This is a genomic window from Streptomonospora arabica (assembly GCF_039531585.1).
Classification (GTDB): Bacteria; Actinomycetota; Actinomycetes; order Streptosporangiales; family Streptosporangiaceae; genus Streptomonospora; species Streptomonospora halophila.
Window position 1 is genome coordinate 218,081 of sequence record NZ_BAAAQI010000003.1, and the last position, 20,065, is coordinate 238,145.

Annotated in this window: 23 protein-coding genes; 15 read left to right on the forward strand and 8 right to left on the reverse strand. The window is 72.0% G+C overall.

The window, feature by feature from the left end; all coding sequences use genetic code 11:
- Positions 1-57: 57 nt before the first annotated feature.
- Positions 58-1,026: a zinc-binding dehydrogenase gene (locus ABD284_RS07085; RefSeq protein ID WP_344141710.1), complete on the reverse strand. Its 969-nt coding sequence runs from the start codon at positions 1,024-1,026 to the stop codon at positions 58-60.
- 392 nt (positions 1,027-1,418) lie between these two features.
- On the opposite strand from ABD284_RS07085, the gene ABD284_RS07090 reads away from it, so the two are divergent.
- Both ABD284_RS07090 and ABD284_RS07095 read left to right on the forward strand, forming a co-directional pair.
- Entirely contained in the window at positions 1,419-2,315 is an 897-nt protein-coding gene (locus ABD284_RS07090) for a helix-turn-helix domain-containing protein (protein WP_344141711.1), read from the forward strand.
- A 12-nt stretch (positions 2,316-2,327) separates the two neighbouring features.
- The gene (locus tag ABD284_RS07095; RefSeq protein ID WP_344141713.1) at positions 2,328-2,528 is read left to right on the forward strand and encodes a DUF397 domain-containing protein; all 201 of its coding nucleotides are present in this window, start codon (positions 2,328-2,330) and stop codon (positions 2,526-2,528) included.
- An 85-nt stretch (positions 2,529-2,613) separates the two neighbouring features.
- Here ABD284_RS07095 and ABD284_RS07100 read toward each other — a convergent pair whose 3' ends face one another.
- A complete protein-coding gene (locus ABD284_RS07100) occupies positions 2,614-3,795 on the reverse strand; it encodes an NAD(P)-dependent malic enzyme (protein WP_344141714.1) in 1,182 nt (393 codons plus the stop codon).
- A 414-nt stretch (positions 3,796-4,209) separates the two neighbouring features.
- On the opposite strand from ABD284_RS07100, the gene ABD284_RS07105 reads away from it, so the two are divergent.
- The 4 genes from ABD284_RS07105 to ABD284_RS07120 all read left to right on the forward strand — a co-directional run bounded on the left by ABD284_RS07105 (position 4,210) and on the right by ABD284_RS07120 (position 7,544).
- Positions 4,210-5,169, forward strand: a complete 960-nt coding sequence (locus ABD284_RS07105; protein ID WP_344141715.1) for an ABC transporter substrate-binding protein — start codon at positions 4,210-4,212, stop codon at positions 5,167-5,169.
- Between the two features lie 7 nt (positions 5,170-5,176).
- Positions 5,177-6,139 (forward strand): amino acid ABC transporter permease, encoded by a 963-nt coding sequence (locus tag ABD284_RS07110; RefSeq protein WP_386699759.1) that lies wholly within the window; start codon positions 5,177-5,179, stop codon positions 6,137-6,139.
- A 72-nt stretch (positions 6,140-6,211) separates the two neighbouring features.
- Positions 6,212-6,964, forward strand: a complete 753-nt coding sequence (locus ABD284_RS07115; protein WP_344142016.1) for an amino acid ABC transporter ATP-binding protein — start codon at positions 6,212-6,214, stop codon at positions 6,962-6,964.
- Between the two features lie 64 nt (positions 6,965-7,028).
- Positions 7,029-7,544, forward strand: coding sequence for a GNAT family N-acetyltransferase (locus ABD284_RS07120; protein ID WP_344141717.1), 516 nt, complete (start codon positions 7,029-7,031; stop codon positions 7,542-7,544).
- Positions 7,545-7,606: 62 nt separating this feature from the next.
- On the opposite strand, the gene ABD284_RS07125 is transcribed toward ABD284_RS07120, so the two are convergent.
- Positions 7,607-8,404 (reverse strand): GNAT family N-acetyltransferase, encoded by a 798-nt coding sequence (locus tag ABD284_RS07125; RefSeq protein ID WP_344141718.1) that lies wholly within the window; start codon positions 8,402-8,404, stop codon positions 7,607-7,609.
- 185 nt (positions 8,405-8,589) lie between these two features.
- Between ABD284_RS07125 and ABD284_RS07130 the strand changes: the two genes are divergently transcribed.
- On the forward strand, positions 8,590-8,943 hold the full coding sequence (locus ABD284_RS07130; protein ID WP_344141719.1) for a GatB/YqeY domain-containing protein: 354 nt from the start codon (positions 8,590-8,592) through the stop codon (positions 8,941-8,943).
- 43 nt (positions 8,944-8,986) lie between these two features.
- Here ABD284_RS07130 and ABD284_RS07135 read toward each other — a convergent pair whose 3' ends face one another.
- The gene (locus ABD284_RS07135; RefSeq protein ID WP_344141720.1) at positions 8,987-9,220 is read right to left on the reverse strand and encodes a hypothetical protein; all 234 of its coding nucleotides are present in this window, start codon (positions 9,218-9,220) and stop codon (positions 8,987-8,989) included.
- Positions 9,221-9,609: 389 nt separating this feature from the next.
- Here ABD284_RS07135 and ABD284_RS07140 point away from each other — a divergent pair, with 389 nt between their 5' ends.
- From ABD284_RS07140 to ABD284_RS07150, 3 genes are all read left to right on the forward strand, one after another.
- A complete protein-coding gene (locus ABD284_RS07140) occupies positions 9,610-9,807 on the forward strand; it encodes a GntR family transcriptional regulator (protein ID WP_344141721.1) in 198 nt (65 codons plus the stop codon).
- A 280-nt stretch (positions 9,808-10,087) separates the two neighbouring features.
- Positions 10,088-10,513 carry an ATP-binding protein gene (locus tag ABD284_RS07145; RefSeq protein ID WP_131097193.1) on the forward strand — a complete coding sequence of 142 codons (426 nt, stop codon included), beginning with the start codon at positions 10,088-10,090 and terminating at the stop codon, positions 10,511-10,513.
- Between the two features lie 41 nt (positions 10,514-10,554).
- Positions 10,555-11,313, forward strand: a complete 759-nt coding sequence (locus ABD284_RS07150; RefSeq protein ID WP_344141723.1) for an RNA polymerase sigma factor SigF — start codon at positions 10,555-10,557, stop codon at positions 11,311-11,313.
- Positions 11,314-11,366: 53 nt separating this feature from the next.
- Here the strand turns inward: ABD284_RS07150 and ABD284_RS07155 are convergent, their stop codons facing one another.
- A complete protein-coding gene (locus ABD284_RS07155) occupies positions 11,367-11,786 on the reverse strand; it encodes a hypothetical protein (protein WP_344141724.1) in 420 nt (139 codons plus the stop codon).
- A gap of 121 nt (positions 11,787-11,907) precedes the next feature.
- Here ABD284_RS07155 and ABD284_RS07160 point away from each other — a divergent pair, with 121 nt between their 5' ends.
- Both ABD284_RS07160 and ABD284_RS07165 read left to right on the forward strand, forming a co-directional pair.
- Positions 11,908-12,843 (forward strand): diacylglycerol/lipid kinase family protein, encoded by a 936-nt coding sequence (locus ABD284_RS07160; RefSeq protein ID WP_344141725.1) that lies wholly within the window; start codon positions 11,908-11,910, stop codon positions 12,841-12,843.
- A 314-nt stretch (positions 12,844-13,157) separates the two neighbouring features.
- Complete coding sequence (locus ABD284_RS07165; RefSeq protein ID WP_344141726.1) at positions 13,158-13,409, forward strand: WhiB family transcriptional regulator; 252 nt, start codon at positions 13,158-13,160, stop codon at positions 13,407-13,409.
- 194 nt (positions 13,410-13,603) lie between these two features.
- On the opposite strand, the gene ABD284_RS07170 is transcribed toward ABD284_RS07165, so the two are convergent.
- Positions 13,604-15,154, reverse strand: a complete 1,551-nt coding sequence (locus ABD284_RS07170; protein WP_344141728.1) for a sensor histidine kinase — start codon at positions 15,152-15,154, stop codon at positions 13,604-13,606.
- A 97-nt stretch (positions 15,155-15,251) separates the two neighbouring features.
- Between ABD284_RS07170 and ABD284_RS07175 the strand changes: the two genes are divergently transcribed.
- Both ABD284_RS07175 and ABD284_RS07180 read left to right on the forward strand, forming a co-directional pair.
- Positions 15,252-15,995, forward strand: a complete 744-nt coding sequence (locus ABD284_RS07175) for a GntR family transcriptional regulator (protein WP_344141729.1) — start codon at positions 15,252-15,254, stop codon at positions 15,993-15,995.
- Between the two features lie 163 nt (positions 15,996-16,158).
- On the forward strand, positions 16,159-17,838 hold the full coding sequence (locus tag ABD284_RS07180) for an acetolactate synthase (protein WP_344141730.1): 1,680 nt from the start codon (positions 16,159-16,161) through the stop codon (positions 17,836-17,838).
- Between the two features lie 19 nt (positions 17,839-17,857).
- Here ABD284_RS07180 and ABD284_RS07185 read toward each other — a convergent pair whose 3' ends face one another.
- Positions 17,858-18,244: a thioesterase family protein gene (locus ABD284_RS07185; RefSeq protein ID WP_344141731.1), complete on the reverse strand. Its 387-nt coding sequence runs from the start codon at positions 18,242-18,244 to the stop codon at positions 17,858-17,860.
- A 97-nt stretch (positions 18,245-18,341) separates the two neighbouring features.
- Between ABD284_RS07185 and ABD284_RS07190 the strand changes: the two genes are divergently transcribed.
- On the forward strand, positions 18,342-18,743 hold the full coding sequence (locus ABD284_RS07190) for an SgcJ/EcaC family oxidoreductase (RefSeq protein ID WP_344141732.1): 402 nt from the start codon (positions 18,342-18,344) through the stop codon (positions 18,741-18,743).
- 25 nt (positions 18,744-18,768) lie between these two features.
- On the opposite strand, the gene ABD284_RS07195 is transcribed toward ABD284_RS07190, so the two are convergent.
- Complete coding sequence (locus ABD284_RS07195) at positions 18,769-20,055, reverse strand: HD-GYP domain-containing protein (protein ID WP_386699760.1); 1,287 nt, start codon at positions 20,053-20,055, stop codon at positions 18,769-18,771.
- Positions 20,056-20,065: the final 10 nt, after the last annotated feature.

The following is a 20,065-nucleotide window of genomic DNA, read 5'->3' on the forward strand; positions in this document are numbered from 1 at the left end:
TCGCGCCTGGCGCGCGCCTGACGCGGGGCGGTCCGCGGTGCGGACGCAGCGAGGGGCTCAGACCCGGAAGACGACCTTGCCGAACAGCTCCCCCTGCTCCATCGCGGCGAAGCCCTCCTCGGCGCGGTCGAGCGGCAGCACCCGGTCGATCTCCGGGCGCACGCCGGTGCGGGCGCAGAACTCGGCCAGGCGGCGCAGCTCGTCGCGGCCGCCCATGGTCGAGCCGAGCACGGACAACTGCAAAAAGAACACCCGGTTCAGCTCGGCCGGGGGCGCGTCGCCGCTGGTGGCCCCGCAGGTGACGATCCGCCCGCCCGGACGCAGCGAGCGCAGGGAGTGGCCCCAGGTCGCCTCGCCGACGGTGTCGAACACGACGTCGACCTTCTCCGGCAGGCGCTCCCCCGACGCGACGGCGCGGTAGGCCCCCAGCCGCTCGGCGCGCTCGCGCTTGCCGGCGTCGCGGCTGGTGGCGTAGACCCGGTGGCCCGCCGCGGCGGCCATACGGATGACCGCGCTGCTCACGCCGCCGCCGGCGCCCTGCACCAGGATCGGCGAGCCGGGTTCGAGGCCCGCGCGGACGAAGAGCATCCGGTAGGCGGTCAGCCACGCCGTGGGCAGGCAGGCGGCCTCCTCGAAGGAGAGCTCCGCGGGCTTGGGGACGAGGTTGCGCCGGGGGACGGCGACCTTCTCGGCCAGGGTGCCCGGATGGACCTCGGAGAGCAGGGAGCGCCGGGGGTCGCGGGTCTCGTCGCCGCCGCCCGCGTCGGGGTCGCCGATCACGGCGTGCACGATGACCTCGTTGCCCTCTTCGTCCAGCCCGGCGGCGTCGCAGCCGAGCACCATCGGCAGCCGTTCCTCGGCCAGGCCCACGCCGCGCAGGCTCCACAGGTCGTGGTGGTTGAGTGCGGCGGCCTTGACCCGCACCGTCGTCCACCCCTCGGGCGGGGCCGGGTCCGGCCGCTCCCCCGCCTCCAGCCCGGACAGTGGGTTCTTCTTGTCGATACGCGCTGCGGTGATAGCGAACATGCCCTGACCCTAACCACCTGGGCCGCCGCTGTGCGGCCCGCCCCGAGCGGCGTCCGGCAGCCGTGTCGAATCCGCCGGTCAGCGGGGCATCGGCGGCTCCGCGGTCCCCCTAGAATTACCGAGGGGACATTCTCGCGCAAACGTCGGCCGGGCGTTCGGGGAGGCGGCGCCCCGAAGGGTCCGGCAAAGCGCCGAGGAGGCCGTTTTCCCTTTCCCGGGAAAAGGTTCGCATTCTGCGGAAACATGCCTCCCGTACGCCCGCTGCCGCGGTGGATTTCCCGCACCCCGGCGTCGAGTAGCCTGCCTGTGCCGCGTGCGGAATCGCCCTGCCGACCGAGACCGTGCGGCGCCCCCGCCGTATTCCGGCCTTGCCCGAACAGGAGGCACAGCCCGTGGCCGCTGCCGACAACCCCACGGCCCGCCGGCGCCGCCTCGGCGTCGAGTTGCGGCGTTTGCGGGAGAACGCCGGGATGACCGGCGAAGAGGCCGCCGAGCGCATGTCCTGGTCGGGCAGCAAGCTTTCCCGCATCGAGCGCGGACAGGTCGCCACCAACTCCGACGACGTGCGCGACCTGCTGGAGCTCTACGGTGTCGAGGACCCCGACGCACGGCAGACGCTGATCATGCTCGCCCGCGAGTCGCGCCGGCGGGGCTGGTGGCACGTCTACGGCGACGTGATGCCCGAGCGCTTCGACGTCTACCTCGGGCTGGAGCCGGAGGCCGGCGCGCTGCGGTTCTTCCAGTCCGAGATCGTGCCGGGCCTGCTGCAGACCCCCGACTACGCGCGGGCGCTGATGCGGGCGCACCCCTCGCCGGTTTCGGACGACGAGATCGAGCGCCGCACCGAACTGCGCATCCGCCGTCAGGAGGTCGTCTTCAACGACTCTCCACCGCAAATCTGGGCATTGCTGGATGAATCAATCCTTTACCGCCCGGTCGGCGGACGATCGGTCATGATCGGCCAAATGCGGCGCCTGCTCGACCTCGGTCGGAATCCTCAGGTGACATTGCAGGTGCTGCCGTTCGCGGTCGGCGCGCATTCGGGGCTCAACGGCTCCTTCGACATCCTGGAGTTCCTCGATTCGGACATCCACGCACCCCTGCTGGTGCACGTGGAGAACCTGACGAGCAGCCTCTACATCGAAAAAGCCAAGGAAGTGGCCTACTACACGGCCGCTTTCGAACACCTGCGCTTCGCGGCCCTGCACCCCGAGCGGACACGGGAGGTCATCGGCGAGGCGGAGCAGCGCCTGCGGAGCGGAGAGGAGGGGGAAACCGATGAGTCATGAAGGGAGCGCGGCATGGCCGCGAAGAATCCGCTGGGCGTGCGATGGCGCACGAGCACCTACAGCGGAACGGGGGGAGGCCAGTGCGTCCAGGTGATGCGCTGGGCCAGGGCCGTCCGGGTCCGCGACTCCACGGCGCCTGAAGGCACCGTGCTGCGGTTCCCCGCGGGGGCGTGGGCGGCGTTCGTCGTCGCCGCCGTCGGGCGCTGCCTCTAGCGCCGCCGCAGCAGACGGAGGGGGTAGCCGGTCCGGGGCAAGGGAGATCTGCGCCCCGGGCCGGCTACGGAGAATAACCAGATGACTACCCCCTGGCGACACCGTCGCGCCGCGCCTGCGCGGCCACGGCCTCGGCGACCGCCGGGACCACCCGCGAGTCGAATGTGCTCGGGATGATGTAGTCGGGGCCGAGGTCGTCGCCCACCAGGTCGGCGATCGCATCGGCCGCGGCGAGCTTCATCGCCTCGGTGACGTCGCGTGCGCGCGCGTCCAGCGCGCCGCGGAAGACGCCGGGGAACGCGAGCACGTTGTTGATCTGGTTGGGGAAGTCGCTGCGGCCGGTCGCCACGACGGCGGCGTGGGCCCGGGCGACGTCGGGGTGGATCTCGGGAGTCGGGTTGGCCATGGCGAAGACGATCGCCTCGGGTCCCATCGAGGCCACGACCGACTCGGGCAGCTCGCCGGCCGACAGGCCGATGAACACGTCGGCGCCCTCCAGCGCCTTCTCGATCGAGCCGCGCACGCCCGCCCGGTTGCTGATCTCGGCGAGCTCCGCCTTGATCGGCGTGAGGCCCTCGCGCCCGGCGTAGATCATCCCCTTGCTGTCGGCGACGGCGATGTCGCCGATCCCGCCGTCGACCAGCATCTTGGTCACGGCCACACCGGCCGCGCCCGCACCGGAGACCACCACCCGCAGGTCCGCGAGCGAGCGCCCGGTCTGCCGGGCCGCGTTGCGCAGCGCGGCGACCGTCACGATCGCAGTGCCGTGCTGGTCGTCGTGGAAGACGGGGATGTCCAGCCGCTCGCGCAGCCGCCGCTCGATCTCGAAGCAGCGCGGCGCGGAGATGTCCTCCAGGTTGACCCCGCCGAACGACGGCGCCATGCGCTCGACGGTCTCGACGATGTCGTCGACCCCCTCGCACGACAGGGCCACCGGCACCGCGTCGACGCCGGCGAACTTGCGGAACAGCAGCGCCTTGCCCTCCATGACCGGGAGCGACGCCTCCGGGCCGATGTCGCCCAGGCCGAGCACCGCCGAGCCGTCGGTCACGACGGCGACAACGGAGCTCTTCCAGGTGTAGGTGTCGACGAGCTCCGGCGAGTCGGCGATCGCCGTGCACACCCGTGCGACGCCGGGCGTGTAGGCCAGGGCCAGGCCTTCGTGGTCGGTGACCTCGACCGTGCCCTCGACCCGCAGCTTGCCGCCGCGGTGCAGCGCGAACGCCGGATCGTCGTCGAACAGGGAATGGGAATCAGTGGTCGTCATGATCTGTGCAATACCCCTCAGATATGCAAGCGCGCCCGAGCGGGCGGGGTCCGGGCGCGGCTTCGAGTTCGCCTCGGTCTCGGCGATCGGAAAAGGCGGCGCGCGGAGCGGCAGGGGTGCTAGGGATGCTAGGAGGACTCCCTCGGCCACGTCGTCGGCGATGCCGGAGGGAAGAGGAGCACGGTCTCCGCGGCTCGGTGCGAGCCAGGCGCCGCAGCGGTTCGGGGTTCACCCGTTACCCAATCCTCTCACAACGGTGACCCCACTAACATGCCGGTACGCCGACGATGGAACATTCACGTTCGCACGAACGACTATCCTGCCCACTTGTGCTGCGCGTCCGGCCTACCGCCGGGACGCGACGACGCGAACGCCGACCACCCGACGCCGTTCGCCCATGAGAAGGAGAGACACGTGGCCGTGCTGAAGCACTTGACCGCGCCGGCTGCCCGGATCGGACGCGTTCCCTACGCCGCCGGCGCCCTCGCCGCCGTTCTGGCCCTGTCGGCATGCGGAGGCGGCGGCGGTGACGACCAGGGAGGCGGCCAGGGCTCGGGGACCGACCCCGCGTCCACGCCCTCGGTCCAGGCCGACCCCGAGCTCGCGAAGATGGTCCCCCAGGAGATACGCGACCAGGGAACGCTCAAGGTCGGCACCGACTCCACCTACGCGCCCGCCGAGTACCTCTCCACGGACGGCACGACCGTCGTCGGCTTCGACGTCGAGCTGTTCAACGCGGTGGCCGCCAAGCTCGACCTGGAGACCGACTGGCAGAGCTCCACGTTCGGCACCATCGTCGAGGGCGTCGGCAGCGGCAAGTACGACGTGGGGGTCTCCTCGTTCACCATCAACGAGGAGCGCATGCAGCAGGCCAACATGGTGAGCTACTACACCGTGGGCACGCAGTGGTTCACCGCCAAGGGCAACCCGGCCGACGTCGACCCCGACAGCGCCTGCGGCAAGAACATCGCGGTCCAGGCCAACACCGTCCAGGTCGAGGACATCGAGGCCCGCAGCCAGGAGTGCGTCGACAACGGCGACCCGAAGATCAACATCAGCAAGTTCAAGGGCCAGGACCAGGCCACCGAGTCGATCATCTCCGGGCGCAACGACGCCGGGCTGGCGGACATGCCCGTGGCGGTCTACGCGGTCGAGCAGACCGAGGGCAAGCTCCAGACGCTCGGCAAGCAGTACGAGGCCGCGCCCTACGGCGCCGTGGTCGCCAAGGACAACACCGAGCTCGCCGAGGCCGTCTCCGCCGGGTACCAGAGCATCATGGACGACGGGACCTACACAGAGATCCTGGCCAAGTGGGAGCTGGACGGCCAGGGCACCCTTGACGAGTCCGAGGTCAATCCGTCCGTCGAAGGCTAGAAGGCACGTGAGCACAACTCCCGACGACCCCCGGCCGGCGCCCGGTTCCCAGGCGCCGGCCGGCCAGTCCCCTCCCGAAGCGATCAAGGCGGTGCCCGTCCGCCACCCCGGCCGCTGGGTCGCGGCGGCGGTGCTGCTGCTCTTCAGCGCGATGTTCGTGAACATGCTGGTCACGAACCCCGCGTTCGACTGGCCGTTCCTGTTCGAGCAGATGTTCTCCGCGCCGGTGCTGATCGGCGTGCGCACCACGGTGATCCTGGCGGCGGTGTCGCTGGCGATCGGCATCGTGATCGGCATCGTCGTGGCCGTGATGCGGCTGTCGGACAACCCGGTACTGGTGACCGTGGGCTGGGTCTACACCTGGTTCTTCCGCGCCGTGCCGCGCATCGTGCTGTGCGTGCTGTTCGGCAACGTGGCGATCCTGTACCAGACGATCGAGCTCGGGGTCCCCTTTGACAACTACTGGCTGCCGCTGCTGGGCTTCGAGGACGGCGCCCGGTTCTACTCGGTGCCGATGGAGACCCTGCTCAGCCCGTTCGTGGCGGCCGTCATCGCGCTGTCGCTGTCGCAGGGCGCCTACATGGCCGAGATCGTCCGCGCCGGCCTGCTCTCCGTCGACAAGGGCCAGACCGAGGCCGCGCAGGCGCTGGGCATGAACCAGGGCCTGGTGCTGCGCCGCATCACGCTGCCCCAGGCCCTCCGGGTGATCATCCCGCCGACCGGCAACGAGGCCACGGCGATCATGAAGGACACCTCGCTGGTGTCGGCCATCCCGCTGACCACCGAGCTGTTCTTCCAGCTGCAGCAGATCGGCGCCCGCACCTTCAACCTGTTCCCGATGCTGGTGGCCGCCTGCCTGTGGTACCTGGCGATCACCAGCCTGATGATGATCGGCCAGTACTACCTGGAGCAGGCGTTCAACCGCTCCAACCGCGGTGCGAGCGTGCGCGGCGCCGGGCAGAGGGCATAGAGCGAGTAGGACGGCGAGTTGACCCAGAACACCGCGGAGGCCGGCGTGGACGCCGGCCCCGGAAACGGCTCGATGGTCGTGGCCGAGAACGTGCACAAGTCGTTCGGCCGGCTGGAGGTGCTGCGCGGAATCGACCTGGAGGTGACCCGGGGCGAGGTCTGCTGCGTGGTGGGACCCTCCGGCTCGGGCAAGTCCACGTTCCTGCGCTGCATCAACCACCTGGAGAAGATCAGCGCGGGGCGGCTGTGGGTCGACGGGGAGCTGATGGGCTACCGGCAGCGCGCCGGCAAGCTCTACGAGCTGCACGACGCCCAGGTCGCCCGCCAGCGCCGCGGCATCGGCATGGTCTTCCAGAACTTCAACCTGTTCCCGCACATGACGGTGCTCGGCAACGTCATGGAGGCGCCGGTGCGGGTCCAGCGCCTGCCCCGCTCGCAGGCCCGCGAGCGCGCCCTGGAGCTGCTGGACCGCGTGGGCCTGGCCGAGAAGGCGTCGGGGTACCCGCGCCAGCTCTCGGGCGGGCAGCAGCAGCGCGTGGCCATCGCCCGGGCGCTGGCGATGCGCCCGGAGCTGATGCTGTTCGACGAGCCCACCAGTGCGCTCGACCCCGAACTGGTGGGCGAGGTGCTGGACGTGATGAAGGGGCTGGCCGAGGAGGGCATGACCATGGTGGTGGTCACCCACGAGATGGGCTTCGCCCGCGAGGTCGGCGACACGCTGGTCTTCATGGACGAGGGCGTCGTTGTGGAGTCGGGTGCGCCGCGCAGCGTGCTGGCCGACCCGCAGCACGAGCGCACCCGGTCGTTCCTGTCGAAGGTGCTGTGAACCGACCGAGCGGTGCCGGCGGCCGACCGCCGCCGGCACCGCTTCAGACAGCCGAGGAGAACCGTTGATCCGCCCCGCCCGCCCCGACGACGTCCCCGTCATCCACCGCCTGGTCCGCGAACTGGCCGACTACGAGAGGGAGCCCGAGGCGGCGGCGGCCACCGAGGCCCAGTTCCACGACGCGCTGTTCGGGGCCGACCCCGTGGCCGGGGCCCACATCGCCGAACACGTCCCCGAAGGCGGCGGGAGCGGTGAGGGCGCGGGCGGCGCCGCCGTGGCCGGGTTCGCGCTGTGGTTCCGCAACTTCTCCACCTGGACCGGCAACCCGGGCATCTACTTGGAGGACCTCTACGTCCGCCCGGAGCACCGGGGCCGCGGCTACGGCAGGGCGCTGCTGAAGACCCTCGCCGAGCTCTGCGTCGAGCGCGGCTACGACCGGCTGCAGTGGTGGGTTCTGGACTGGAACACGCCCTCGATCCAGTTCTACAGGTTGCTGGGCGCCGAGCCCATGGACGAGTGGACCGTCTTCCGCCTCGACGGGGAAGCCCTCCGCTCCCTCGCCGAGAACCCCGGCGGCTGACCGTCCGAGCGGTGCCGGGTGGCAGGGCCGGTACCCGCCCCCGCACACGTCCGGCCCTGGACTCAGGCCTTTTCACGGCGCCAGATGTAGGGGGTCGTGGTCGAGACCCCGACCATGCCGGAGCGCTCCAGGATCGGGCGGGAGTACTCGCTGGAGTCGCTGTGGATCAGCGTCTTGCCCAGGGCCAGAGCCGAACGGGCCCGCGCCGCGGTCAGGGCCCGGTAGACGCCGCGCCCCCGCCGGTCCGCTCGGACCGCGCCGCCCCAGAGTCCGGCGAAGCCGGTACCGGCGACGGGCTCCAGGCGCCCCGCACCGACCATCGCGCCGTCGGCCTCGGCGACCCACAGTTCCATGCCGTCGGCACGCGCCAGGCGGCGCCGCAGGGCATCGGCCATCTCCGCGGAAGGGGGGTCGCCGAAGGCCTCGTCGGACATCGCGCTCATCGCGCGCACATCGGCCTCGGCGGTGACACGGCGCAGGGTCACGCCCGTGGGCGGCGGGACGTCCTCGGCCAGTCGCCGCGCCGTGCCGATCATGATCGACTCCGTCTCCTCGGGCACGAACCCGTGATCCACAAGGGCCTCGTGCAGGCCGGGCGCGCGGTCGTGCCCCCGGCACTTCCACTTCACCCGGCTGATGCCGGGATCCGCGCGGTAATGGGCCAGCGCCTCGCTGACCATCCGCCTGATCGCGGACGAATCGGCGGCACCGAGGTCCCGATACGTGACGAACCCGCTGCCGCCCGCGAACGTCACCAGCCGCAGCGGGCCGCGGCGGGTGACGGACACGGCGCTGGGCGTCTCGGCGCTGCTGCGCAGTTGGTCGTCGTAGGCCCGGAGGAAGGCGGCGGCGTCGGTCATGGGCAGCGAGCGTGCCAGCGCCGCTCGCGGAGAACAACGTGTTTTTCCGAGCGGCCGCTCCCTCCTGCTGACCGGCCGATGGCTGCGCCGACCTGACCGGAGAACAAGACTCACCGGGGCCGCACCGGCGGGAGGGCCCCGAAATCCGGTCGACGGGGCCGGTGGGGTGGGCTAGGTTTCAGCGGGTGCGTATCGACATGCGCCGTGATCTGACGGCGGCCCTCAAGAACCGCGACAAGACCGCCGCGGCCGCGCTCCGCTCGGCTCTGGCCGCCGTCGAGAACGCCGAGGCCTCCGACGCGGACCTCCCGGCCGCCGCCGACAGCGAGCACGTTGCCGGCGGGGCCGTGGGCGTGGGCGCGGCCGAAGCGGAGCGCCGCGTGCTGAGCGAGGCCGACGTCCGCGCGATCGTGGCGCGGGAGGCCGACGAGCGCTCGGTCTCGGCGCAGGAGTACGAGCGGCTCGGCCGCGCCGACGCCGCGGAGCGCCTGCGCGCCGAAGCCGAGATCCTGGGCCGCTACCTGGGGCCGGACCGCTAGGCACCGGCAGCGGCCCGGCCTTCGGAACCGGCCTTCGGACCGGCTACCGCTCGCCGCCGCCCTCGGGGTCCGGGCGGGGCCGCCGCGGAGCGGGCAGCTCTCCGCCGGAGCGCAGCCACATGTCCAGCACGCTGAAGGCGGCGTCGGCGTTGTCCTGCGCCCGCGCGCGCTGAGCGGGGCTCCCGCCGCGCTCCTTGAGGGCGTCGCTCAACGTGTCGTACAACGCGTCGGCGTGCGCCTGGTCGGGCCGCTCCCAGCAGTCGGAAAAGTAGGTCATCGGACACCCCCGGCCGCGTCGGCGGGAACCGTGTTCGGGGCATAGGGCCTGATGCGCGCCGCGCGGCTGCGCCACGGAGCGGTGGCGGGCCGCGCAGGGAGCGCCGGCGCGGGGGCGGCGGGCATGTCCGCGGCGTGGCGCAGGACCGCACGGAGACCCTGCGCACGCTGCATGAGGCGCAGGGATGTCGGCAGGAAGCGAACTAGGATACTCATGGCAACCGGTCCCTTCGGTTGTCCGGCCGCGGGGGTGTGTCCGCACCCGCCGCGGCGCTTTTATGGAGTAAAACAGCAGTATATCTATAGCATGCTTAGAACGTCAGCATTGCTGGGCATCTCTGACGTGCCTAGCTTGCCCGCGTGGAGTGGCGCGAAGGTGTTCCGAGATGGATGCAGATTGCGGACGAGCTGGAACGCCGCATCCGTTCCGGCGTTTACCCCCCGGGCTCCCGCGTGCCTTCCGTGCTCGCACTCATGGACGAGTTCGGCGTCGCATCGGCGACCGCGCACAAGGCGCTGGCGGGCCTCCGGAACCGGGGCCTTACCTACACGGAACCGGGCATCGGGTCGACGGTGCGAAAGTCGTAGCGGCCCGCCCTCCGGAGTGAGCGGCCCGGGAGGGCGACGCGAGGGCCCCTTCCCTCCGCTCCGAGGGACACGCCCCGCCGAATCCGCTGATAGCGCGCCGGTTCCGGTTGGGTCTCGGCATGGATTCCGCCGCTTTCGCGGGCTGTCCCCCGGTCCCGGGCGTGTCCGAGACTAGGGATAGGAGCCGCCACGGGACACGGGCGACGACGTGTGCACCGGAGGCGGACCGAAACAAGATAGATTGCACTCAAGCGGCAATCTCGCTTCCTGGAGGAGGCACGTGACCGAAGAAACCGCCGCACCGTCGCCGGGTGCAACGGACGTACGCGACGCTGTGACCGTGCGGATGCCGGCTGACAGCGCCTACCTGTCCGTGCTGCGCACGGCCACGGCGGGTTTGGCGGCCCGACTCGACTTCACCCTCGACGAGATCGAGGACCTGCGCATCGGGGTCGACGAAGCGTGCGCGATGCTGCTCACCCAGGCACTGCCGGGGACCGACCTGACCACCGACTTCGAACTCACCGGCGACGGCATGCGCATCTCCGTCTCGGTGCTGACAGCCGACGGCCGGCTCCCCGCGCGCGACACCTTCGCCTGGACCGTCCTCTCGGCCCTTGCCGGAGAGGTCGACGCCGATGCCGGCCCTGACGACCGCGTCTCCATCGTGCTGCACAAACGTCGCGGTGTGGCGGAGACGGCGTGAGCGAGAGGGGGCCCGCTCTGACGGCGAAGACGGAGCACGCGGTGCCTGACCGCGCCCGTGCGCGCGAGTTGTTCGAACGCCTGAGCGAGCTTCCCGAAGACGCTCCCGAACGCCAGCGCATCCGCGACGAACTTGTCGAGCTGCACCTGCCCCTGGTCGAGTACCTGGCGCGGCGCTTCCGCAACCGCGGCGAGTGGCTGGACGACCTCACGCAGGTCGCCACGATCGGACTGATCAAGTCGATCGACCGCTTCGACCTGGACCGCGGCGTGGAGTTCTCCACCTATGCCACGCCCACCATCGTCGGCGAGATCAAGCGGCACTTCCGCGACAAGGGCTGGGCGGTGCGCGTACCGCGCCGGCTGCAGGAGCTGAAGCTGTCGCTGACCAAGGCCGTCAGCGACCTGTCCCAGCGCGAGGGCCGGGCGCCCACCGTCCACGAGCTGGCCGAGCACCTGGGGATGTCCGAGGAGGAGGTGCTGGAGGGCCTGGAGTCCGCCAACGCCTACTCCACGGTGTCGCTCGACGCGCCGGACAGCGGCGACGAGGACGCGCCTGCGGTGGCCGACTCGCTGGGCATCGTCGACGACTCGCTGGAGGGCGTGGAGTACCGGGAGTCGCTCAAGCCCCTGCTGGAGCAGCTCCCGCCGCGCGAGAAGCGCATTCTGCTACTGCGCTTCTTCGGCAACATGACCCAGTCGCAGATCGCCCAGGAGCTGGGGATCTCGCAGATGCACGTGTCGCGCCTGCTGGCGCGCACGCTCGCCCAGCTGCGCCAGGCGCTGACCACCGACGACTGAGCGGCCGCCGCGCCGTACACGCGGCCCGGCGCAGCGCGGGCGCCCGCTCGCCGCTACCCGCCCTCGCCCGGCCCGCCGCCGCGCGGGTCGTCGCCGAACAGGGTGGCGGTGGTGGGCGGGGCCAGCACCAGCGCCAGGCCCGCGGCGGCCACCGCCGCCATCACCGCTGTGACCGCGTACTGGCCGCTGGTGAACATGTAGTAGGCCACCACGAGCACGAAGACCTGTGTCAGCACGACCGGCGTGCGCGCCCAGTTGCGCAGCCGGAGCAGCCCCCAGGCGCAGTAGCCGGTGGCGGCGGCCGCCAGCAGGGCGAGGACGGTCAGCGGGATCGCCGCACCGGGCGCCGCGGCGTCGCCCGACAGGGTCTCGACGAGGACGACGGCGGCCCCGACGGCGATCGCGGCCGTCACCAGGGCCTGCACCGCAGCGGCGAGTGTGAGGGTGATGGGTCGTGAGGACACGTTCCACATTATCGGCCCCCGCCGGGCCCCTGCGGCGGGGCCCGAATCGGTGCCGCGCCCCCTTCCGGCCCGCCGGCCCCCCGGCGGGGCCCGGCTCGCAGCACTCCGGGCGCACCCTAGACTTGGCCGCGTGCGCGCCCTGTTCATCGTCAATCCCCAGGCGACCACCACCACGCCCCGCTCCCGCGACGTGCTGGTCGGCGCCGTCGCCCGCGAGATGGACCTGGACGTCGCCCAGACCGAGTACCGCGACCACGCCCGCGAGCTGGCCCGCCAGGCCGCCGGCGAGGGCTACGGGCTGGTGATCAGCCTCGGCGGCGACGGCACGGTCAACGAGGTCGTCAACGGCCTGCTGGCCACGCCCGAGGGCCTGGAGCGGCCCAGCTTCGCCGCTCTGCCGGGAGGCAGCGCCAACGTGTTCATCCGGGCGCTGGGCCTGCCGACCGACCCCATCGAGGCGACCGGCGCGATGCTTGAGGCGGCGCGCGCCGGAGAGCAGCGCTCGGTGGGCTTGGGCCGGATGCGCACCGACCAGGACGACCGCTACTTCACCTTCTGCGCCGGGTTCGGCTGGGACGCCGACGTGGTGCACGAGGTCGACCGGCTGCGCCGCAGCGGCCGCCGGGCCTCCCCCGGCCTCTACATCTCCGTCGCGCTCAAGCTGTTCCTGCGCGGCGACGTCAAGGTGCCCTCACTGCGCATCGAGGCGCCCGGCCACGAGGCCGTGCACGACCTGTACTTCGCCCTGGTCACCAACACCACCCCGTGGACCTACGCCGGCGCCGTGCCGGTGCAGCCGACGCCGCGCTCGCGGTTCGGGCTGGGCCTGGACCTGTTCGCGCTCACGCAGCTGAACACCGTCCGCACCGCGCAGCTGCTGCGCCAGATGATGTCGCACCGGGGCGTCCCGCCGTACGGGCCGGGCTATGTCTCGTGGCACGATCAGAGCGCGATCAGCGTCACATCCCGCACTCCGCGCGCATTCCAGATCGACGGCGAATACCTCGGACACCGAAAACGAGTCAATCTCGAATCCGTACCGAAGGCATTACGAATCATCGGTTAATCGCGCGGAAACCAACCTGGTGATTACGCCTGTGACGCACACGACACGCCCCCGCCCAGGTTGGCGCACCGGGCGCTCTTGCATGCGTCGATCAATGCTGTCACGCTCAAAAGTGTCGCCGCACGTTACGGGCGAGTAAAAGGGAGATTCCGAGGTCAGGGAGCACGGCGCGACTCCGTGCGATCACCGGACCCCTGGGCGCCCGCAGATCGGGCGCACGCCGGACCGGGAGTCAACGATGACAAGCGCCTGGTCGCCGCCGACTTAGTGAATTCGTTCACAAAGCGATTCCCTCACCGTGAGGAGTGATCCGCATGGACTGGCGTCACCACGCCGCCTGCCGTGATGAGGACCCCGAGCTGTTCTTCCCGATCGGGAACTCCGGCCCGGCCCTCATCCAGATCGAGGAGGCCAAAGAGGTGTGCCGGGCCTGTCCGGTCAACACCGCGTGCCTCCGCTGGGCCCTGGAGACGGGCCAGGACGGCGGCGTGTGGGGCGGCATGAGCGAGGACGAGCGGCGCGCGCTCAAGCGCCGCCGCGCGCCGGTCGCCATGGCGCGCTCCTAGCGTTCGAAGCCACTGTCATAGCATCGCACGGCTCGATCCGGCCGGACACCGCGCCCCCGGGTAAGCGGTCCGGTGCGGGCAGCCGGGCCCCGCCTCCGTCCGAGATCCGACGATCCTGCACTTGTCGCCATCGTGAACCCTCACAGGTGGCGATAAGCACGGGATCGATCGCAGCGGGGGCGCCGACGGGCACGTCAGGGATAGGGCTCGATGCGGCGCTCGACCGGCAGCTCGATCGCGACCTTGGTGCCGCCGTTCTCCTGCGGCTTGATCTCCAGCGAGCCGTCCAGCTCGCTCACGATGAGCGTGCGCACGATCTGCAGGCCCAGGCTCGCGGTGCTCTCGATGTCGAAGTCCGCCGGCAGCCCGCCGCCGTCGTCGAGCACCTCGATCAGCAGCCGGCCGCCGTTCTCCTCCTCGCCCAGGGGCGGGTCGTCGCGCCGCGCGTGCACCTCTATGCTGCCCGGCTCGTAGCGCAGCCCGTGCTCGACGGCGTTCTGCACCAGCTCGGCCAGCACCATGGACAGCGGGGTGGCCACCAGCGCCGACAGCAGCCCGAACTGGCCCGAGCGGCGCGGGACCACCGCCGTTCCGGTCGAGGAGACCTCAGCCGCCATCTCGATGACGCGGTCGGCGATGTCGTCGAAGTCCACGACCTCGTCGGGGGTGTGGGAGAGCATCTCGTGCACGATGGCGATCGAGCCCACCCGGCGCACCGCCTCGTCCAGGGCCGCGCGGCCTTCGGGCACGTCCAGCCGCCGCGACTGCAGCCGCAGCAGCGCCGCCACCGTCTGCAGGTTGTTTTTGACCCGATGGTGGATCTCGCGGATCGTTGCGTCCTTGGTCATCAGCTCGCGCTCGCGGCGGCGCAGCTCCGTCACGTCGCGCACCATGACCAGCGCACCGATGCGCACGCCGCCCACCACCAGCGGGATGGAGCGCAGCTGGATGGTGGAGCCGCGGCCCTCGACCTCGGCCTCCTGGGGCACCCGGCCGCCCGCGGTCCAGGTCAGCGACTCGTCGCGGGCGTCCCCCGCGGCCGCGAGGTCCAGGGTGGTGCGGTCCAGGCGCGCGCCCACCAGGTCGGCGGTCAGCCCGAGCCGGCGGTAGGCCGACAGCGCGTTGGGGCTGGCGTAGACGACCTCGCCGTCCTGGTCGAGCCGCAGCAGGCCGTCGCCGACCCGCGGTGAGCGCACCATCAGGGGCCCCTGGTCGTTGAAGGGGAACTCCCCCTCGGCGATCATCTGCGCCAGGTCGCTGGCGCTCTGCAGGTAGGTCAGCTCCAGCCGGCTGGGCGTACGCGCCGAGCTGAGGTTGGTGCTGCGCTGGATCACCCCGATGAGCTTGCCAGAGCGGCGCACCGGAATGGTCTCCTCGCGCACGGGCACACCGCCCGACCAGTCGGGGTCGCCCTCGCGGCAGATCCGCCCCTCGCCCCAGGCCCGGTCGATGAGCGTGCGCCGCCCCGACAGCCGGGCGGCCCGGCCGCCCGCGGCCGCATCCGCCGCCTCGTCGCGCAGCACGGTCTCGACGAGGTCGTCCTGGAACGCCGTGGGCCCGGTCGTGGGGCGCATCTGCGACACCGCGACCCAGCCGCTGTCGTCGCGCAGGCGCACCCACAGGACCAGGTCGGCGAAGGAGAGGTCGGCCAGCAGCTGCCAGTCCGAGACCAGTGAGTGGAACCACTCCAGATCCGCCGTTTTGAGCGCGGTGTAGCGCCGGATGAGATCACTGAGGTGAGGCACTCACAAATCATCCCACGGTTGCAGGCATACTCATAGGAACGCACTCGACCAGTGGTCCACACCAATAGCGACCGGGGAAGCGGTGGAGGAGTCCGACGTGACGGGTCAGCGAACGCTCGAAGACGGTCACCGAGTTCCAAAGTACTACCAGGTCAAAAAGCTGCTCCTGGAACTCATCGAGGCCATGCCCGCCGGCAACCCGGTGCCGCCCGAGCGCGCGCTCGCGGCCCAGTTCGCCACGTCTCGCACCACGGTGCGCCAGGCGCTGACGGAGATGGTGGTCGAAGGGCGGCTGCTGCGCATCCAGGGCAAGGGCACCTTCGTGGCCAAGCCGAAGGTGGCGCAGGTGCTGCAGCTCACCAGCTACACCCAGGAGATGCGCTCGCACGGCCTGCACCCGGCCACGCGCATCCTCGACGTGAGCTACATCAACGCCGACGACCAGCTCGCCGAGCTGCTGGCGATCCGCTCGGGCGGGCGGGTGCTGCGCATCGAGCGGCTGCGGTTGGCCAACGGCGAGCCGATGGCCGTGGAGACCGCGCACCTGGCGGCGCGGCGCTTCCCCGGACTGCGCCGGCAGCTGGACCGCTACGCGTCGCTGTACGAGGCGCTGGCCAGCGCCTACGACGTCCGCCTGGTCGAGGCCGAGGCCACCATCGAGACGGTGCTGGCCACACCCAACGAGGCGCGGCTGCTGGGCGTGGACGTGGGGCTGCCGCTGGTGCTGCACTGCCAGCACAGCTTCGACGGCGAGGGGCACCCGGTGGAGTGGGTCCGCTCGCTCTACCGGGGCGACCGCTACAAGTTCGTCACACGGCTTCGTCCCCCCGAGGAGGAGTGAGAGTGAGGCGCCGGGGGCCGGGCACGGCCCCACCGGTCTACCGCGCCGGTGTGGTCGCGGTCACCGGCGCCTGGTAACTTACCGGCGAGTAGCGGGCCGGCCCGCTCCGCTCCCGGCCCCCTGCACGTGGCTCCGCCTACACGAAGGAGTTGTGACCGCCGCCATGTCCACGCCCCAGGTCTTCGCACCGCCGCCCTTCGCGGGCCCCCTGAGCGGCCACGGCGGCTCCCACGCGGTCGAGGTGGCCCGCCACCACGGCATCGACACCATGTTCACGCTCAGCGGCGGCCACGTGTTCCCGCTCTACGACGGCGCGGTCAAGCCCGAGCCCACGATGCGGCTGATCGACGTCCGCCACGAGCAGACCGCCGTCTTCGCCGCCGAAGGCGTCGGCAAGCTCACCGGACGCGCGGGCCTGGCCGTGGTCACCGCCGGCCCCGGGGTGACCAACGCCGTCAGCGGAGTGGCCACCGCCCGCTTCAGCGGCTCCCCGCTGATCCTCGTCGGCGGGCGCGCCCCCGACAGCCGGTGGGGCCAGGGGCTGCTGCAGGAGCTCGACCAGCCCCCGATGCTGGAGCCGGTCACCAAGCGCGCCTGGACGGTGCACGACACCGGCGGCATCGGCGCGGCCATGGACGAGGCCGCCCGGCTGGCCAACGACGCCCACCGCGGTCCGGTCTTCCTGGACATCCCGATGGACCGCCTCTACGACCAGGCCGAGACCGAGCTGTCGGCCGCGGCGCCTCCCGCTGACCGCTCTCCCGATCCCGGGCGCATCGCCGAGGCCGCCCGGCTGCTCGGCGAGGCCGAGCGGCCGGTGCTGGTCTACGGGTCCGACGTCTGGCTCGACGGAGCTGCACAGGCCGCGCTGGAGGCCGCCGAGGAGCTCGGCGTCCCGGTCGTCACCAACGGGCAGGGGCGCGGCGTGCTGCCGGGCGGGCACCGGCTGCTCGCCAACCGGGCCCGCGGCGCCGCGCTGGGCCGGGCCGACCTCGTGGTCGTCGTCGGCACGCCCCTGGACTTCCGGCTGGGCCACGGCCTCTTCGGGGGCAAGGACGACCTCCCGTTGGCCCGGGTCGTGCACGTCGCCGACTCCGCAGGGCAGGTCACCGACCACATGACGCCGGCCGCCGCGGTCTGGGGCGACCTCTCGGCCGCGCTGCGCGGCATCGCCGGCGCCGCAGCGCCGACCGCCTCCGCGCGCCGCTGGTGCACCGAGATCGCCGAGGCCGCCCGGGCTGCGGCCGCCCAGGACGCGGACGTGCTGGCCAGCGAAGCCGACCCGATCCACCCGGCCCGCATCTACGGCGAGCTGAACCGGATCCTCGACGACGACGCCGTGGTGATCGGCGACGGCGGCGACTTCGTCTCCTACGCCGGCAAGTACGTCGAGCCCAAGCGCCCCGGCCGGTGGCTGGACCCGGGCCCCTTCGGCTGCCTGGGCACGGGCATGGGCTACTCCGCCGCGGCCCGGCTGACCCATCCCTCGTCGCAGGTGGTGACCCTGATGGGCGACGGCGCCGCCGGGTTCTCCCTGATGGACGTCGACACCCTCGTGCGCCACCGGCTCCCGGTCGTGATGGTCTGCGGCAACAACGGCATCTGGGGCCTGGAGAAGGCGCCCATGCAGATGCTCTACGGCTACGACGTCGCCGCCGACCTCACCCCCCAGACCCGCTACGACGAGGTCGTGCGCGCCTTGGGCGGCGGCGGCGAGCTGGTCACCGACCCCGAGCAGATCGCCCCGGCCCTGCGCCGCGCCTTCGACTCCGGGGTGCCCTACATGGTCAACATCGCCACCGACCCGGAGAACGTCTACCCGCGCAAGACGATGGGCGTCTGAGCGCGCCCGCGCAGGGGTGTCAGGACCGCGCGGCGGAGGTGAAGCGCGCGCGGTCCACCACGACCCGCTCGACGGTCCCGCCGGCCAGCGCGGCGCCCCCTCCGCCCACCTGCGAGACGGTCACGTCGAAGACCAGCCGCCGCCCGTCGACCCGGCTCAGCCGGGCTTCGGCGCGCACGCGGGCGCCCACCGCCGAGGCGGCCAGGTGCGACAGCGCCACCTCGGTGCCCACGGTCGTGGCGCCCTCGTCGAGCCGGCCCCGTGTGGCGGCGACGGTGGCGGCCTCGGCCAGCGCGAGCACACGCGGCGTCCCGAGCACCTCGGTGTCGCCGCTGCCCAGCGCGAGGGCGGTGTCCTGCGCGCCGACCACCAGGTCGGCGCTGCCCCGCAGTCCTTCGGTGATCACAGCCGCCGATGCTACAGGCCGGTACCGCCCGCCGCGGGGACCTTTCGCGGCCGCATCCCTTGACCTCGATCTAAGTTGAGGATTCAGGATGGTCGGCATGGACAACGAAACCGCGGAAACCGAAGCCATCCAGCAGGTCGTCGCCGCCGTCGACCGCGCCCAGCGCGCGCGGGACGCCGAGGCCTTCCTCGCGCTCTTCCACCCCGACGCCGTCTGGACGACCGCGCACGGCAGGGTCCTCGTCGGGTTCGACGCGATCGCCGAGTTCACCCGGTCCGTCCTGCCGGGCGCGCAGGGGACCGGCGACGTGACCTACGAGACCCGCCACATCCGGTTCCTGCGGCCCGACGTCGCGGCCGTCAAGGTCAGCCAGGTCGACCACTCCGCCGACGGCTCGGAGGGCTCCCCGCTCTACGTCATGACCAAGCAGGACGACGGGCGCTGGCTGCTGCACGTCGGCCAGAACACCGCGGTGCGCTTCGATCAGGTTCCGCGGTGAGCGGCGCCGCGGCCGGCGGCGGGGCTCACCAGCGGCACGAGGCGCGCTCGATGGCGCGCGCGGCGGCCTCGACGACCTCGGGGTCGTACTCGCCGAAGCCGTCCATGCGCAGGCGCTCCAGCACCGCCTGCACACGCTCGGGGTCGCCGGACTCGCCGACGAGGTCGTCGACCGCGTTGGCGACCTTGATGACCCTGCTGCCCAGCGGCGGCGGGCCGTCGTCGCCGTCGCCGCCGTAGGGCTCGCACTGGCGGCGCACGAGCTCGGCCACCGAGTCGAGCACGCCGGTCTCGCGGATCACCGCCGACCCGAGCTCGGCGATGCGCCGCTGCTCGCGCGGCAGCGCGAAGACGGTGGCGCCGCTGGCGATGGGGTCGCGCAGCGACAGCTGGCCGATGTCGTGCATCAGCGCGGCGTACTCCAGCTCCAGCAGGTCGGACTCGCGCATGCCCAGCTCGCAGCCGATCGACTTGGCCAGCCTGCTGACGCGGCGCGAGTGGCCGGTGGCGACGTAGCCGCCGACCTCGGTGACCCGCGACAGGGCGCGCACGGTCTGCAGGTAGGTGAGCCGGACCTCGGCGAAGCGGCGGAAGGCCACCTGGGTGACCAGCAGGGGCGCGGTGAACACGAGCAGGCCCGCCAGGCCGGTGATGGTGCTCGCCAGCGCGATGAGGATACCCGAGGATCCGATGGCCATGCCGAGGCCCGCGTGGGCGCGCAGCTCGTCGCGGAAGGCGACGGTGAGGCGGGCGCGCAGCCGCTCGGCGCGGATGGCGGCGGCGATGACGGCGTCGGTCAGCCACCCGGCCAGCACCAGTACGGCCATCAGGAGCAGCGCCGGCCACCACTGCGACTCCTCGGCTCCGGGCGCCAGGTCGCCGGCGAAGGGCCGGAACGCCAGTGTGATCACCACGATGACCATCATCCGGCGCGCGAGGTCGCTCCACTCGGGTGTGCGCCCGGCGGCGATGTGCGGCAGCTCGCCCAGCGCGAAGCCGACGGTGACCACCGCCAGGACCTGCCAGCCCGAGTGGTGGACGTGGTCGCCGCCGATGTTGAGCAGGAACGTGTAGCCGATGGCGCCGGCCGAGGCGACGGGTGCGACCTCGCGGTTGCCCGGCAGGGTGATGCGGGCCAGCTCGCCCAGCGCGATCAGCACGCCGAAGGCCAGCGCCGTCTGCGCGTCGGCGAACCCGGTGACCAGCGTCCACAGCAGGGACCCGGCGGCGAAGGCGGCGGCGACGACGATCACCAGGACGCGCACCGGCTCGTCGAGCAGCCGCCAGGCACCCGTCCGGCGGGGCGCGCGCATGCTGTAGAAC